The sequence below is a fragment of the Arthrobacter sp. K4-10C genome, assembly GCF_059090085.1.
Genome location: NZ_JBNHFI010000011.1, coordinates 54,588 through 69,178, shown reverse-complemented (window position 1 = coordinate 69,178; position 14,591 = coordinate 54,588). Strand labels below are relative to the sequence as shown.

The following is a 14,591-nucleotide window of genomic DNA, read 5'->3' as shown; positions in this document are numbered from 1 at the left end:
AACATCATCTGAGAGAGCGTTTTGGTTAAACCAACATCATCTGGGAGAGCGTTGCTAGGGAAGCACGAGTTCCCCGTCCACCCGGCGCGGGATGCGCAGCGGGTTGTCCTCGTGCAGTGCGGGGTGCAGTACCGTTTCGGGGGCGTCCTGGTAGGCGACCGGACGCTGGAACCTGCGGACCGCCGTCGCGCCCACCGAGGTGAACAGTGACGTGGTGGCCGGGTACGGGCCGCCGTGCTGCTGGGCCCAGTTGACCGCAACACCGGTAGGCCAGCCGTCGAACAGGACGCGGCCTGCCAGGTTGGACAGCTGCTCGACCAGCGCGGATACATCCTCACCGGGCTGGGCGTGCACGGTGGCGGTCAGGCTTCCCGGTACCTCGTCAAGGACTGCGGACAGCTCCTTGTGGTCCGAGTATTCAATCAGCATGGTGGTGGGGCCGAAGCACTCCTCCAGCAGTTCCTTCGGGTTCTCCAGTGCCTTGGCGGCAGTGGTGGAGAAGACCACCGGCGCAGCCCCGTTGGAGACGGCGTCCTGGTCCACGCTGCCGCTGACCACGTCCACGCCTTGCACGGACGCAAAGCTCCGCAGGCCCTCCGGGTAGGCCTTGGCAATGCGGCTGGTGAGCATGCCCAGGGCGGGCTTGTCCTTGCTGGTCTCCGCCACTTTAGCTGCGAAGTCCGTTCCTGCCGGAATGAAGACGAGCCCGGGCTTGGTGCAGAACTGTCCGGCGCCCAAAGTGAAGGATCCCGCGAGCCCTTCCGCAAGCTGGCCCGCACGCTCCGCCAGTGCCGCCTCGGTGACCACCACCGGGTTGAGGCTGCCCAGCTCGCCGTAGAACGGGATGGGATCGGGCCGGGACGTGGCCAGGTCGAAGAGGGCGCGCCCGCCGGGGATAGAGCCGGTGAAGCCGACTGCCTTAATGGCCGGATCCTGGACCAGCGCGGTTCCCACCTCGCGACCGCTGACAAGGGCAAACAAACCCTCCGGCGCCCCCGCGCCACGCAGGGCAGCGGCAACAATCTCAGCCGTCCGCTCCGAGAGCCGCAGGTGGCCGGAGTGGGCTTTGACGATGACGGAGCAGCCCACGGCCAGGGCCGAGGCCGTGTCGCCTCCGGCCACGGAGAAGGCAAACGGAAAGTTCGAGGCTGAGAAGACAGCCACCGGGCCGATGGGCCGCAGGATGCGCCGGAGGTCGGGTTTGGGAGGGGTCGAGCTGGGATCCGCGTGGTCGATCACGGCCTCGAGGTAGGAACCCTCGGTGATGACGCGGGCAAACAGGCGCAGCTGTCCGGTTGTCCGGGCCACTTCGCCGGCCAGGCGGGTCGCGCCGAGGCTGGTCTCGGAATCGGCGATCTCAACCAGCTCTGCGGAGTTGGCATCGAGCGCATCAGCCACTGCCGTGAGCCAGGCGGCGCGCTCGGTATCGGAGGCGGCGGCGGAGATCTTGGCTGCTTCGGTTGCGGCGGCCGTGAGCTCGGACAATGAAAGGGTTGCAGTTGTCACTTCAGGTACCTGTTCTTCGTGTCTGGATTCATCGTTCTGCATTGATCTGCCCTAGCCTGCGTCGTGAAAACAGAAGCCGAGCCCCGGCTGGCCGGTCAGGGCAATCCGGCTGTCGCTGAACCGCACCGGTGACGGCCCGGCCAGGATGCCCAGCTGTTCGAAGGATGCCTCCTCGACGTCCTCCACGAGTGTGGGCTCGGCCAGGGTGAGCGCCAGCTGCCCGGACAGTTCCGGGAGCAGATGCGGCATCACTTTGATGCTGTTGGTCCGGGCCAGTTCAACGATCCGGCGGAACGGGGTGATCCCGCCTACCCTGACGATGTTGGGCTGGATGATGTCCACTGCTTCCGCCTCTATGAAATCGCGGAAGCGGTAAATGGTGTGCAGGTTTTCACCGAGGGCTATGGGCACCGGCGACTGTTTGCGGAGCCTGCGGTACGCCCACAGGTCGTCGGCGCGGATGGGTTCCTCCAGCCATTCCAGCCCGAATTGGGACAGGACGTCGAGCGCGCGGAAGGTGGTGGGCAGGTCCCAGCGCTGGTTGGCGTCGATCATCAGCTTCCGGTTCGGTCCGAGGACTGAGCGGACCGCCTGCACACGTTCGTAGTCTTCGCGGAGGTCCGGCTTGCCCACCTTGATCTTCACGGCCCGGTGCCCGGCTGCCACCCACCGTTCAGTCTGCGCAACGAGCTCTTCCAGGGTGTAGTGCAGGTTCACCCCGGACCCGTAGACCTCGGCGGATTCCTGCCGCTGGCCCAGAAGGCCGGTGACGGACGTCCCGGCACGCCGGGCCTGCAGGTCCCAAAGGGCGAGGTCGACGCCGGCCATGGCGATGGTGGTGAGTCCTCCCCCGCCGGCCTCGTGCAGGCGCTTCCACAGCGCGTCCCACACCGCCTCCGGTTGTGCGGGCAACCCCCTGAGGAACGGTGCGATGTCGTAGTCGAGCAGAGCTTTCACGGCCTGCGGGCCGATGGTCGGGGTCCAGGAGAAACCATGCCCCGCACCGCCGTCGTCCGTATGGATTTCGGTGACGATTACGTGGTTTTCCGGCGCCTCCACGCCCCAGTGCCGGCGCAGGGGTACGGTGAGGAGCCTGCTGCTGAGGCCCGTGATCCGGGGAACGGTTCGGACGGCCTCGGCCGCGGGCGCGCTCATCAGCGGCCGGCCAGCTCGTAGCCCTTGGCGAGGATGGCCTTCAGCTGTACCAGCTGCTCCTCGGTGGGATCCACCAACGGCGGACGCACCGGGCCTACTGGCAGGCCGCCGAGGCGCAGCCCGGCCTTGATCAGGGAAACGCCGAAGCCCGGGGTCTGGTCGCGGAGGCGGACCAGGGGCGAGTAGAAGCCCTCGAGCAGGGCGTTGCGGCGTTCCTCGTCACCGGAAACGTAGGCGTCGTAGTACGCTTTGGCGATTTCCGGGGCCATAGCGAAAGCGGCCGAGGAGTAGAGCGGGATGCCAAGGCCGCGGTAGGCGCCCTGCGTCAGCTCGGCGGTCAGCAGCCCGTTGAAGAAAGCGAAGTCCTCGCGTCCGGTAGCCCTCACGGCGGACACGATTTCCTGGGCCAGGCCAACGTCCCCCAGTCCGTCCTTGAAGCCGATGACTTTGGGGTTGGCGGCCAGGCGGGTCATGGAGGCGGCGGTAAACTTGGCGTTGCCGCGGTGGTAGACGATCACCGGCAGGCTGCTGGCTCCGGCCACAGCCTCGATGTACGCCACGAGCCCGTCGCTGGGGCCGGTCACCAGGTAGGGCGGCAGCACCAGGAGTGCGTCGGCACCGGCTTCTTCCGCCACCCGGGCGGCTGCAATGGCGTGGCCCAGCGGACCGCCGGCCCCTGCGACTACCGGAACCTTCCCGGCCACAACCTCGACGGCGGCCCTCACCACGGTGCGGACCTCTTCGATGCTGAGGGCGTGGAATTCACCAGTGCCGCAGGCAGGGAACACACCACCGGGGCCGAAAGGCAGCCGTGAGCTGATGTGCTCCTTGAGCAGTTCCGTGTCTACCGTGCCCTCGGGCGTGAACGGGGTGACGGGGAAGAACAGGACGCCGTCGAATTTCATGATGTCTCCTTGGCTCCGCTGCCGGCAGTCGCCAGCGCGGAGGTCTCGTCGTTGAGGGTGGAACGGGACTTCAGTTCTGTGCGCCAGCTCCGCTTGGGCTGCCAGCCCAGGAGCTCCTGGGCTTTGGCGATGGAGAACGCGGGGCTGGTGCCGGTGAGCCCCGCGCTGAGGGCTTCGCTTCCGGGCAGGAATTTCGGCATCAGTTCTGCAAGGGGTGCCGTGGCCAGTGCGTCTGCAGCCCCAACGAAAAACGTTTCCCCGTTCGGGATGGACGGCATCTTCTCCAGCAGCAGGTCCAGGAAGTCCGCCACGTCCCGTGCATCCACATAGTTGAACAGTGCGGGTGCGGACAAGGCGGGATCGGCCAGCCGATCGGCAAGGGTATGGCCCTGCTGCGTCGGTGCGCCCGCCCATTCCTCGGGCGAAATCACAAAGCAGGGGCGGAACGCCGCGTAGCGGATGCTCTCACCCTGGGCGGCTGCGAACGTCTGCACTGTTTGTTCCGCGATCAGCTTGGACAGCGCGTACGCGTTCCACGGCCGCGGCGGGGTCCGTTCATCCAGCGGGAACGACGGCGGCAGCCAGCCTGCGGGTGAACCGTAGCCCAGCACCGTGGGGCTGCTGGCGGTCACGATCTTCGGCACGCCAACTTCCGTCGCCGCACTGACCACGGCAAAGGCGAGCCGGGTGTTCGTGGCGAAGATGACGTCCTCGGGTGCGCTGAACGGTACCGCTATCGCCGCAAGGTGGATGACGGCGTCGGGCTTTAATTCCCGGAGCAGGCGCAGGGCCTCACCCGGCGCCAGGAGGTCCGCCGTTTCCTGGACGGCACCGGCGGGCAGCTGCTCCGCGGGCACTGCGTCGCGGTCCACCGAGATGACGTGATGGCCGGCTTGTGCGAGCCCCGCCACCACGCTGCGTCCCAGCCGGCCGGAGCCGCCGGTGACAAAGATCCTGCTCATGGTTGTTCCTTAGGTTGAGGGCGGTGGCTAGGCGCCGCGGCGGAGGTCGACGCCGAGGTCAAGTTCCTCGATGCGGACGGGCAGGGATGATTCAAGGGAAAGGTTGCCGGCGATGCCCACGGACACGGAGCGCAGTCCATCGAGGTAACCCGACGGCCGGCCCAGCGGGTCGTCGCCCGGGCCGTTGAAGAGGTCGGAGAGCAGGAGTTCGTCGCCTCCGCCGTGGCCGCCTTCGCCGTTGACGATCGGCACCTCGTAGGCTGCTTCCCAGTGGCGCTGGACCACCAGGCGTTCGCCGTTGCGCCGGATGGCGTCCTCTTCCTCGATGGGGGTTGCGCTGGGGTCCACCACGGTCTTCTTGTCCGTGCTGCTGGTGACGGCGGCGCGCTCCACGACTTCCAGTTCGGCGCGTCCTTCGGTGCCGTTGACTGCCACGCGGTAACCCTCCCAGGGGCTGTGGGCGTTGAGCGAGTAGCTCAGGCGGGGGCCTCCCTGGTACTCGACCACCAGTGCGAGGTTGTCCTCGATGGTGATGCCGCTGGTGAAGACGTCCTGGTCGCGGCGGTAGCCGTCGTAGTGCTCGTTGTCCAGGAAGAGCGCCTTGAGCCGCTCGTCCTCACGCAGGTCAAGGGTGAACGGATCCTTCTCTGCGGCGGCTGGTGCATCGGCGTCGGGGGTGCCGCGTTCCGGGCGGGGGCCCAGGCCACGTTCCGCTGCGTTCTTGTCGCCGTAGAACTTGAGTCCGCCGGAAGCGAAGACGCGCTCCGGCACGTCGTCGATCCACCAGTTCACCAAGTCGAAGTGGTGGGAAGCCTTGTGGATCAGCAGGCCGCCGGAATTCTTCTTCTCGCGGTGCCAGCGGCGGAAGTAGTCGGCGCCGTGCACGGTGTCCAGGACCCAGCTGAAGTCGATGGACGTGACCTTGCCGATCACGCCGCTCTGGATGATTTCCTTGAGGGCGCTGTTGCGTGGCGAGTAGCGGTAGTTGAAGGTGACCACCACGTTGTGGCCGGTCTCGTGTACAGCCCGGGTGATGCGGCGACAGCCCTCGGCGTCGATGGTGAGGGGCTTTTCAACTACAACGTCCGCGCCTGCGCGGAGTGCCTCCACAATGTAGTCGGCGTGGGTGTAGTCCGGCGTTGTCACCACCACGCGGTCGATGCTGTTGGCCTGGATGAAGGCGGTCAGGTCCGCGGGATCGAACGAGGCAACCGGGCCGGGCGCACCCAGCTCCTGGATGAGTTTCTGGTAGAACTCCACGCGCCCCGGGTTGACGTCGGAAAAGGCCACCAGTTCCGCCGTGTGGGCATAGTTGCCGAAGATTGCCCGGATGTACATCTCCGAACGGCCGCCGGTGCCGATCAAGGCGATGCGGGCCTTGGCGCCGTTCGCAGCGGGAGTTGGGGCGGTGGCTGTGGCGGCGGCAGCACCGGATACCGCTGCTGCTGAACTCGACTCGGCTGTATTGACCATGTGGGTCCCTTTCAAAGACGCGGCCGTTCTGGTGGCCGGCGGCGGGTATGGGCCGGCGGTCTGCTGGCACCGCCGCGAGAAAGCGTTTTCTCGGTTCGCTATATGATTTGTATCAACAGCAGCGGGCATTCGTCAACCATTATGGACTCTGGCAGAAAGCGTTTTCTAGCGCGTCTCCGCAGTACCGCAGGCGACGTACCGGAAAACGGGTGGGAAAACGCAGGAAAAGGATAGAAATCGCTTTCCCGCTGCGTTATATGCTGTCACTCAGAACACCGCCACCATCGGCCGGAACCTGCGGCCGTCAGCCGGAGGCCGGCTTCGGGCCACAGCCGGCCCGTGGCGCTAAGGAAGGGTCGCTATGGTCAGGAAATCTGCAACCGGCAGGATCGGCATCGCGGATGTCGCCGTCAAGGCCGGGGTTTCGCATGCCACGGTTTCCCGCGTCATGAACGGCAACTTCACAGTGGACCCGGATATCGCGGCCCGCGTGCGCGCGGCTGCCGCCGAGCTGAAGTACCAGCCCAACCCCGTGGGGCGCAGCCTGGCCCTGGGCAAAACGGACACCATTGGGATTGTGGTGCCTGACCTTGCCAACCCCACGTTCCAGGCGATCCTGCGCGGACTCAGCCGGGCAGCAGCCCAGGACGGCTACCGCGTCCTCATTGCCGATTCCTTTGAAGTCTCCAGCGAGGAGGCCATCCTGGCAGGTGAGGCCCGCCGTCGTTGTGACGGGCTGGTCCTGTGCGCGCCCCGCATGACGGACGCCGAACTCGAGGAAATCGCGCCCTCGCTGCATCCCCTGGTCCTGATCAACCGCACCACGGCAACCGCCGGCGTGCCCAGCCTGGTGGTTGACTACGGCCAGGGCGTCCAGGACATGGCGGAACACCTGGTGGAACTGGGACACACCCGCCTGGCCTTCCTTGCCGGACCTCCCCGCAGCGCGTCCAACGGACTCCGGCTGCAGGGGCTGGAGGCCTTCAAGGCGGCCCACCCCAAGGTGGACGTCATCATGCTGGAGGGCGGCTCGGACTTCGACACCGGACACGAGGCCGTGGACGCCGTCCTGGAAAGCGGCGCCACGGGCATCCTGGCCTTCAACGACCTGGTTGCGATGGGGCTGATGAGCGGACTGCACGAACGCGGACTCGATGTTCCGAACGACATCTCCGTCACCGGCTTCGATGACATCCCCTTCGCCAAATACACGACGCCGGCCCTCACCACTGCCGCGGTCCCCATCACCGAGCTGGGCGAGCAGGCCTGGCAGCAGCTGCGCGCGCTCATCCGCAAGGAGGAGAGCGACGCCCCGGGCAGCCGGTACCAGCCCCGGCTGGAAGTCCGCGCCAGCACCGGACCGGCCAAGGCAGCCCGCACCACAGCCCACGGCTGACATCCGGCTAGGGGCGCAGCCCGGCCTCTTTGTAGTACCCCTCGATATGGGCGGCCACCAGCTTGGCCGCCAGGCCGCCGTCGTTGTTCCTGATGGCCGCCAGAATGCCGTGGTGCTCGTCCCGGAGCCGGGACGCCGTGGCGGCCCAGTCGGGAAGGTTGGAGGTTAACTCCGCCGCGTAGCCCTGGATGGATTCCCGTAGCGAGCCCATCATCGCGCTGACCACGGCGTTGCCCGCGGCGTCGGCCAGGGCCAAGTGGAACCGCACGTCCAGAGCCAGGAAGTCAGCAACCGCAAGATCCCCGGCAGCCATGCCCTCAAGGAGCGCCGCCGCCTCTTCCAGCTGTGGCGCATCCGGGCTTGCCTTCGCCACGGCCCAGGACTCCAGCAGCACGCGGGTCTCCACGATGTCCGCCACCGGAAGATGCTGGGTGGCCACGTGCAACCGGAGGGCGGAGCCAAGTGCCGCCGTCGGATCTGAAATAACCACGGTGCCCGCCTCGGGGCCGGACCCCACGCCCGCCCGCACCACTCCCAAAGCTTCAAGGATCCTGATCGCCTCCCGGACGGAGGTCCGCGATACCTGCAACTGTTCGGCGAGGCTGCGTTCCGCGGGGAGGCGGCCGCCCACGGCCAGCCTGCCACCGGAGAGCTCATTCTCGATCCAGGACAGGACAAGCTGGTGGGTGCGCATAGTCCCATGGTACTTGATGTGGTTGGACCACATGGCCTACAGTGTGGTTAGACCACAGGAGGTTCCGGACCCGGACCTGCCGGCCCAACGGAGGACGCCATGACCCACACCATCCAGCCCCACAACCCGGAGACCACTCCCGCACCGGATGCCACTGACATTCCCGCCGCGGCACGGACTCCCGCGCCGCCGTCGTCCGGCGTCCCCGCGGCCCTGAAGCGCCGCATCCCCAAGTACTCCGACCTGGCCCCCCTCATGCAGTTCAAGAAGCCGGAATTCAGCAGGGAAGCCCGGCTCAAGCGGGCCAGCACCATCTGGGAACTCCGCGACATCGCCAAGCGCCGCACACCGCAGGCCCCCTTCGACTACACGGACGGCGCGGCCGAAGAGGAGATCACGCTGCGCCGGGCACGCCAGGCGTTCCTGGACATCGAATTCCGTCCCGGCATCCTGCGCAACGTCTCGGCCATCGACCTCAGCACCGAAATCCTCGGCAAGCCCTCCCGGCTGCCGGTGGGCATCGCCCCCACCGGCTTCACCCGGATGATGCAGTCCGAAGGCGAATATGCGGGCTCGCAGGCAGCCGAAGCCGCAGGCATCCCCTACACCCTCTCCACCATGGGCACGGCCTCGATCGAGGACGTGGCCGCCGCCGCCCCCAACGGCCGCAACTGGTTCCAGCTGTACCTGTGGACGGACCGCGACCGCTCGCTCGAACTGATCGAGCGGGCCGCCAAGGCCGGAAACGACACCCTCATGGTCACCGTGGACACCGCCGTGGCCGGCGCCCGCCTTCGCGACGTCCGGAACGGTATGACCATCCCGCCGGCGCTGACCCTGAAGACCGTCCTGGACGCCTCCTACCGCCCGGCCTGGTGGTTCAACTTCCTGACCCACGAGCCCCTGACGTTCGCGTCGCTGTCCCGCTACACCGGCACCGTAGCCGATCTCATTAACTCGATGTTCGATCCCACCCTGACGTTCGAGGATCTCGACTGGCTGCGCGAGACCTGGAAGGGCAAGCTGGTGGTGAAGGGCATCCAGACCGTCGAGGACGCCCGCAGGGTGGTGGACCACGGCGCGGACGCCGTGGTCCTTTCCAACCACGGCGGACGCCAGCTGGACCGCGCACCCATTCCGTTCCACCTGCTGCCCGAAGTCAAGCAGGCCTTCACCGCGGACAACACCGACGCAGCGATCATGCTGGACACCGGCATCATGAGCGGCGCGGACATCGTGGCTGCACTGGCCCTGGGTGCGGACTTCACCCTGATCGGCCGCGCCTATCTCTACGGCCTGATGGCCGGCGGCCGCGCCGGTGTGGACCGCACGCTGCAGATCCTGGAAAAGGACATGGCCCGCACCATGGCGCTGCTCGGCGTGAGCAAGCTTTCCGAGCTCACCCCGGACCACGTCCGCCTGCTCAACACATAAGACCCCCAACCAGGTAGCAGCAGGTGTCGTTTTGAGCCTTCAAAACGGCACCTGCTGCTACCTACTTCTATTAGGAGCTACTTTTTCCGGCCGAACTTAGGGAGGTTGGGGAGGTTGGCGAGCAGGTCGGCGGCGCGGGTGGCCGCGCGGCCCACGGTGCGGCCGATCTGCTGGGGAACGCTGTCGTCGCTGAGTGGGGCAGTGGTACCCCCTGGAATTACGACGGCGGGACTCAGCTCAGCGCCGTCGGGCGCCAGTACGCCGTCGGAGACGGCGCCCGCCGCCACGGCTTCGGGCGTCCCGCCGGCAGCGGCGGTGATGCTTTCACGCGGTGCGGTCGAATCCGCGGCCGCCTGGCCTGCGGCACCGCCTCCAGGGGCAGCAGCCGCAGCGGCAGCCGGGGACCCGACGTCGAATGTCTCCAACCAGCTGGCGATACCCTCCAGCGGCTTCCGGTTCAGCGCGTAGTAGCGCTTCTGTCCCTGCGCCCGCATACTGACGAGCTGGGCTTCCCGCAGGACCTTCAGGTGCTTCGAAATTGTGGGCTGGCTCGCTGCCAGTTCTTCCACGAGTTCCCCCACGGCCTTGTCTCCGGAACGGAGGGAGACCAGGATGTCCCGCCGGGTTGATTCCGCAATGACGGCAAATACGTCGTCTGTCACCATGCCTCCCACCCTAGCGACATATACGCCGAAAGGCATCAACTATTTCGCGCCCTCGGCGGCCTGTTGCTCGGCGCGGTGTTCCAGACCGAAAGGACCACACCTGATGCCTGCCTAGTCGAACCAGGGATCAAGCCCGTGCAGGGGGAACACGGCTTTGCGGGTGGCCATGATGGTACGGTCCACGGCGTCATTGGGGTCGAAACCGACCTCCCAGGACCGCCACCACAGCTCCACGTCGTCGCCCATCAGGGCCGGTGCAGCTGCGCCGAACTTCTGCTCCACGTACTCCCGCCACTCCTGGGGCACAGCGGTGCGCAGGGGCACAGGCCGCCCCGCAGCGATGGCCACCAGATGGCTCCATGCCCGCGGAACCACTTCCAAAACGCTGTAGCCGCCACCGCCGGTGGCAATCCAGCGGCCGCCGCAGTGGCGTTCGGCGAGATGCCCGACGGCGCTGGCCGCCTCCCGCTGGCCATCCACGCTCAGATTGAGGTGCGTCAGCGGATCGGCGCGGTGTGAGTCGCAGCCGTGCTGGCTCACGATCACCTCAGGCTCGAAGGCGGCCACCAGCTGCGGCACCACCGCATAGAATGCGCGGAGCCAGCCGGCGTCGCCTGTTCCCGCCGGCAAGGCAAGGTTGACCGCCGTTCCCTCCGCCCGCGGGCCGCCGACCTCGTTGGCGAACCCGGTACCGGGAAACAGGGTGAGGCCTGTCTCGTGCAGGGAAAGCGTGAGGACCCGCGGGTCGTCCCAGAAGATGCTTTCCGTTCCATCGCCGTGGTGGGCGTCGACGTCGATATACGCCACCTTGCGGATGCCGCCGTCGAGCAGCCTTTGCACTGCAAGCGCGGCGTCGTTATAGATGCAGAAGCCGCTGGCGCTGTCCCGGGCGGCGTGGTGCATACCGCCGCCGAAGTTGACGGCGTGGAGGGCTGATCCGTCCAGGATCCGTGCAGCTCCCAGGAGCGAGCCGCCCGCCAGCCGCGCGGCGGCTTCATGCATGCCGGCAAAAGCGGGATCGTCCTCGGTGCCCAGGCCGCGGGACTCGTCAGGCTCGGACGGGTCCTCGCTGACCCTCCGCACGGCCGCTACGTACTCCGGCGCATGGACGGACTCGAGATCGGCGTCGCTGGCCACCTCCGGGGCGTCCACCGACACATGCTCCAGGTCGAAGAGCCCCAAACTGCGTGCCAGGCGTGCGGTGAGGTCCATCCGCTCCGGCGCCATGGGATGGCCCGGGCCGAAGTTGTAGGCGGTCATGTCAGGACTCCACGCCACCGTGGTTGGCGGCGCGGGCTTGCTGAGACCGGGCAGGTATGTCATCAATCACAGGCTACCGGAGCACAGGCCCCGTCCCGCCCGGCCATTACGCGGGCATTAGTGGTTTACTACTGAGGGAAGCAGATTCAACCGAGGAAAAGCCACACATGACGCAAAGCCAGTCGAGGCCCCGGACCCCGGCCAGCTGGCACCCCGCACAGGAGCGGGAGGGCCTCTGGATCTTCACGCGGCTGCGCGACTTCATTGACGACATTGCGAACACCTCACCCGCCCGGCTCGCGCTGAGCGCGTTCGCCGGTGTCTGCCTGGTGTTCACGTTCCTGCTGTCCCTCCCCGTCTCGTCCGCCAGCGGCACGGCCACCCCGATACACCAGGCCTTGTTCACCGCTGTCTCGGCCGTGTGCGTCACGGGCCTCACAGTCGTATCGACGGCGGTGCATTGGTCCTTCTTCGGCCAGCTGGTGATCCTGGTGGGCATCTTCATCGGCGGCCTTGGCACCCTGACCCTTGCCTCACTGTTGGCGCTGATGGTGAGCAAGCGCCTGGGCGTCCGCGGCAAGATCATCGCGGCCGAATCCATGAACAACGCCGGCCGCCTCGGTGAAGTGGGCGCCCTGCTACGCATCGTCATCACCACGTCCGTGGTCATCGAGGGCATCCTGGCACTGGCCCTGATCCCCCGGTTCCTCACGCTGGGCGAACCTTTTTGGCAGTCCGTGTGGCACGGAATCTTCTATTCCATCTCGTCATTCAACAACGCCGGGTTCACCCCCCACTCCGATGGCATCGTCCCTTATGAGACGGACCTCTGGATCCTGGTCCCGCTCATGCTCGGAGTGTTCCTGGGCAGCCTTGGCTTTCCCGTGGTGATGGTCCTGCAGCAGAACGGGCTCAACTGGAAAAAGTGGAACCTGCACACCAAGCTCACCATCCAGGTGTCCTTCATCCTTTTGCTGGCCGGCACGTTCCTGTGGGGACTGATGGAGTGGAACAACCTGCGCACCATCGGTTCCATGGACATCGGCGATAAGATCACCCACGCCCTTTTTGCCTCCGTGATGACACGCTCCGGCGGTTTCAACCTGGTGGACCAGAACCAGATGGAATCCACCACCATGCTGCTCACGGACGCGCTGATGTTCGCAGGCGGCGGGTCGGCGTCCACGGCCGGCGGCATCAAGGTCACCACCATTGCCGTGATGTTCCTGGCCATCGTTGCTGAAGCCCGCGGTGACGCCGACGTCAAGGTGTACGGCAGGACCATCCCGCAGGGCACCATGCGGGTTGCCATCTCCGTGATTGTTGCAGGAGCCACCCTGGTATCGGTGTCCGCGTTCCTGCTGCTCCACATCAGCGGGGAATCGCTGGACCGCGTACTGTTCGAAACCATCTCCGCGTTCGCTACAGTCGGCCTGAGCACGAACCTCAGCGCGGAAGTGCCACCCGAAGGCGTCTACGTCCTGACCGCCCTGATGTTCGCCGGCCGCGTGGGCACCGTGACCCTTGCCGCCGCCCTGGCCCTGCGCCAGCGCAGCCAGTTGTACCACTACCCCGAAGAGAGGCCGATCATTGGCTAGTTCCCCAGACACCCCACGGCGACCAGCCCACAACGCTCCCGTGCTGGTGATCGGGCTGGGACGGTTCGGTTCATCCACCGCTGAGCAGCTGGTCAAACAGGGCCGCGAAGTGCTCGCGATCGAACGGGACCGGACCCTGGTTCAGAAGTGGGCTCCCCTGCTCACCCACGTGGTGGAAGCCGACGCCACGAACATCGACGCCCTCCGCCAGCTCGGCGCACAGGAGTTCAGCTCCGCCGTGGTGGGCGTGGGCACGTCCATCGAATCCTCAGTTCTGATCACCGTGAACCTCGTGGACCTGGGCATCGAGCACCTGTGGGTTAAGGCCATCACGCCGTCGCACGGGAAGATCCTCACCCGCATCGGCGCAAACCACGTGATTTATCCCGAGGCCGATGCCGGCGTCCGTGCCGCGCACCTGGTCTCCGGGCGCATGCTGGACTTCATCGAGTTCGACGACGACTTCGCCATCGTGAAGATGTACCCGCCGCGCGAGACCGTGGGCTTCACCCTGGATGAGTCGAAGGTGCGCTCCAAGTACGGCGTGACGATCGTCGGGGTCAAGTCCCCGGGCGAGGACTTCACGTACGCCCGCCCCGAAACGAAGGTGTCTTCCCGGGACATGCTCATCGTGTCCGGGCACGTGGACCTGCTGGAACGGTTCGCCGCCCGGCCGTAAGCCCTGCCCGGCCGGAACTAGCCGAGCTGCCGGGTGATTTCCGCTGCCCGGTCCGCAGCGGCCCGGGCACCGGCGGCGATGATGGACGGAATGCCCCGCTCGTCAAAGGTGGCGATTGCCCGTTCCGTGGTGCCGTTGGGGCTCGTGACCGCTTTCCGCAGGGCGGACGGGTCGGCGCCGGGTTCGGCGAGCATAAGGCCGGCACCGGCAACTGTTTCGCGCGCCAGGAGCAGGGACAGTTCGCGGTCCAGGCCCAGCTCCTCGCCCGCTGCAGCCATTGCCTCGGCGAGGTAGAAGGCGTACGCGGGCCCTGACCCGCTGATGGCCGAGAGCGCGTCCACCTGGTCCTCGGGCACTTCGACGACGGTTCCGGCACCCTGCAGGATGCGCTTGACCTTCTGCAGCTGCTCGGCAGTGCAGTTTGTGCCTGGTGACACGGACACCACGCCGCGGCCCAGCTTGGCCGGCGTGTTCGGCATGGTGCGGATGACCGGCTGGCCTGCCGGAAGCGCGGCTTCCAGCTGGGCGATGGACACCGCCGCGGCCACACTCACCACCACCGTGTCCGGCGCCAGGGCGCCGCTGATTTCCCGGGCGAGATCCGTAATGCCTACCGGCTTGACCCCAAGGATGACGACGCCGGACCCCTTGGTGGCCTGCTTGTTGTTGTCCGGTTCCTCTTCACCGGCGATCGCGGTGACCCCGTGGTACCGCTCGGCCAGTTCCGCCGCCCGCTCCGCACGCCGGACGGTAGCCACGATGTCTGCCGGATCCGTCCCCGCTTCCAGCAGGCCACCGAGGATGGCTTCGTTCATGGACCCACAGCCAAGGAAGGCGATTCGGTTGCTCATGGCTCCATCATTG

Annotated in this window: 13 protein-coding genes; 4 read left to right on the top strand and 9 right to left on the bottom strand. The window is 66.8% G+C overall.

What is annotated here, in order from left to right:
- Positions 1-54: 54 nt before the first annotated feature.
- From AC5RUU_RS15885 to AC5RUU_RS15865, 5 genes are read right to left on the bottom strand one after another with little or no spacing between them, the layout of a single operon-like run.
- Positions 55-1,506 carry an aldehyde dehydrogenase (NADP(+)) gene (locus tag AC5RUU_RS15885; protein WP_493976162.1) on the bottom strand — a complete coding sequence of 484 codons (1,452 nt, stop codon included), beginning with the start codon at positions 1,504-1,506 and terminating at the stop codon, positions 55-57.
- Positions 1,507-1,557: 51 nt separating this feature from the next.
- A complete protein-coding gene (locus AC5RUU_RS15880) occupies positions 1,558-2,661 on the bottom strand; it encodes a mandelate racemase/muconate lactonizing enzyme family protein (RefSeq protein ID WP_493976161.1) in 1,104 nt (367 codons plus the stop codon).
- Positions 2,661-3,566: a 5-dehydro-4-deoxyglucarate dehydratase gene (locus tag AC5RUU_RS15875; RefSeq protein WP_493976160.1), complete on the bottom strand. Its 906-nt coding sequence runs from the start codon at positions 3,564-3,566 to the stop codon at positions 2,661-2,663. Before AC5RUU_RS15875 ends, AC5RUU_RS15880 begins: the two co-directional genes overlap by 1 nt.
- The gene (locus AC5RUU_RS15870; protein WP_493976159.1) at positions 3,563-4,528 is read right to left on the bottom strand and encodes an NAD-dependent epimerase/dehydratase family protein; all 966 of its coding nucleotides are present in this window, start codon (positions 4,526-4,528) and stop codon (positions 3,563-3,565) included. The genes AC5RUU_RS15875 and AC5RUU_RS15870 overlap by 4 nt, the downstream gene beginning before the upstream one ends.
- 27 nt (positions 4,529-4,555) lie before the next feature.
- On the bottom strand, positions 4,556-6,001 hold the full coding sequence (locus AC5RUU_RS15865; RefSeq protein WP_493976158.1) for a Gfo/Idh/MocA family protein: 1,446 nt from the start codon (positions 5,999-6,001) through the stop codon (positions 4,556-4,558).
- A gap of 361 nt (positions 6,002-6,362) precedes the next feature.
- Here AC5RUU_RS15865 and AC5RUU_RS15860 point away from each other — a divergent pair, with 361 nt between their 5' ends.
- Positions 6,363-7,397: a LacI family DNA-binding transcriptional regulator gene (locus tag AC5RUU_RS15860; RefSeq protein ID WP_493976157.1), complete on the top strand. Its 1,035-nt coding sequence runs from the start codon at positions 6,363-6,365 to the stop codon at positions 7,395-7,397.
- Positions 7,398-7,404: 7 nt separating this feature from the next.
- Here the strand turns inward: AC5RUU_RS15860 and AC5RUU_RS15855 are convergent, their stop codons facing one another.
- Positions 7,405-8,091 (bottom strand): FadR/GntR family transcriptional regulator, encoded by a 687-nt coding sequence (locus AC5RUU_RS15855; RefSeq protein ID WP_493976156.1) that lies wholly within the window; start codon positions 8,089-8,091, stop codon positions 7,405-7,407.
- Between the two features lie 99 nt (positions 8,092-8,190).
- On the opposite strand from AC5RUU_RS15855, the gene AC5RUU_RS15850 reads away from it, so the two are divergent.
- Complete coding sequence (locus tag AC5RUU_RS15850; RefSeq protein WP_493976155.1) at positions 8,191-9,525, top strand: alpha-hydroxy acid oxidase; 1,335 nt, start codon at positions 8,191-8,193, stop codon at positions 9,523-9,525.
- 77 nt (positions 9,526-9,602) lie between these two features.
- Here AC5RUU_RS15850 and AC5RUU_RS15845 read toward each other — a convergent pair whose 3' ends face one another.
- Positions 9,603-10,190 (bottom strand): ArsR/SmtB family transcription factor, encoded by a 588-nt coding sequence (locus AC5RUU_RS15845; RefSeq protein ID WP_493976154.1) that lies wholly within the window; start codon positions 10,188-10,190, stop codon positions 9,603-9,605.
- A gap of 111 nt (positions 10,191-10,301) precedes the next feature.
- Complete coding sequence (locus AC5RUU_RS15840) at positions 10,302-11,513, bottom strand: acetoin utilization protein AcuC (protein WP_493976153.1); 1,212 nt, start codon at positions 11,511-11,513, stop codon at positions 10,302-10,304.
- A gap of 104 nt (positions 11,514-11,617) precedes the next feature.
- Here AC5RUU_RS15840 and AC5RUU_RS15835 point away from each other — a divergent pair, with 104 nt between their 5' ends.
- Together AC5RUU_RS15835 and AC5RUU_RS15830 are read left to right on the top strand one after the other, a co-directional pair.
- Positions 11,618-13,048: a TrkH family potassium uptake protein gene (locus AC5RUU_RS15835; RefSeq protein ID WP_493976152.1), complete on the top strand. Its 1,431-nt coding sequence runs from the start codon at positions 11,618-11,620 to the stop codon at positions 13,046-13,048.
- A gap of 40 nt (positions 13,049-13,088) precedes the next feature.
- Entirely contained in the window at positions 13,089-13,727 is a 639-nt protein-coding gene (locus tag AC5RUU_RS15830; RefSeq protein WP_172801511.1) for a potassium channel family protein, read from the top strand.
- Between the two features lie 17 nt (positions 13,728-13,744).
- Here AC5RUU_RS15830 and proC read toward each other — a convergent pair whose 3' ends face one another.
- Positions 13,745-14,578 carry a pyrroline-5-carboxylate reductase gene (proC, locus tag AC5RUU_RS15825; protein WP_493976151.1) on the bottom strand — a complete coding sequence of 278 codons (834 nt, stop codon included), beginning with the start codon at positions 14,576-14,578 and terminating at the stop codon, positions 13,745-13,747.
- Positions 14,579-14,591 lie beyond the last annotated feature (13 nt).

Coding starts and splice junctions, on each gene's coding strand:
- AC5RUU_RS15880 (WP_493976161.1), bottom strand. CDS start 2,661: ATGAGCGCGCCCGCGGCCGAGGCCGTCCGAACCGTTCCCCGGATCACG.
- AC5RUU_RS15875 (WP_493976160.1), bottom strand. CDS start 3,566: ATGAAATTCGACGGCGTCCTGTTCTTCCCCGTCACCCCGTTCACGCCC.
- AC5RUU_RS15870 (WP_493976159.1), bottom strand. CDS start 4,528: ATGAGCAGGATCTTTGTCACCGGCGGCTCCGGCCGGCTGGGACGCAGC.
- AC5RUU_RS15865 (WP_493976158.1), bottom strand. CDS start 6,001: ATGGTCAATACAGCCGAGTCGAGTTCAGCAGCAGCGGTATCCGGTGCT.
- AC5RUU_RS15860 (WP_493976157.1), top strand. CDS start 6,363: ATGGTCAGGAAATCTGCAACCGGCAGGATCGGCATCGCGGATGTCGCC.
- AC5RUU_RS15855 (WP_493976156.1), bottom strand. CDS start 8,091: ATGCGCACCCACCAGCTTGTCCTGTCCTGGATCGAGAATGAGCTCTCC.
- AC5RUU_RS15850 (WP_493976155.1), top strand. CDS start 8,191: ATGACCCACACCATCCAGCCCCACAACCCGGAGACCACTCCCGCACCG.
- AC5RUU_RS15845 (WP_493976154.1), bottom strand. CDS start 10,190: ATGGTGACAGACGACGTATTTGCCGTCATTGCGGAATCAACCCGGCGG.
- AC5RUU_RS15840 (WP_493976153.1), bottom strand. CDS start 11,513: ATGACATACCTGCCCGGTCTCAGCAAGCCCGCGCCGCCAACCACGGTG.
- AC5RUU_RS15835 (WP_493976152.1), top strand. CDS start 11,618: ATGACGCAAAGCCAGTCGAGGCCCCGGACCCCGGCCAGCTGGCACCCC.
- proC (WP_493976151.1), bottom strand. CDS start 14,578: ATGAGCAACCGAATCGCCTTCCTTGGCTGTGGGTCCATGAACGAAGCC.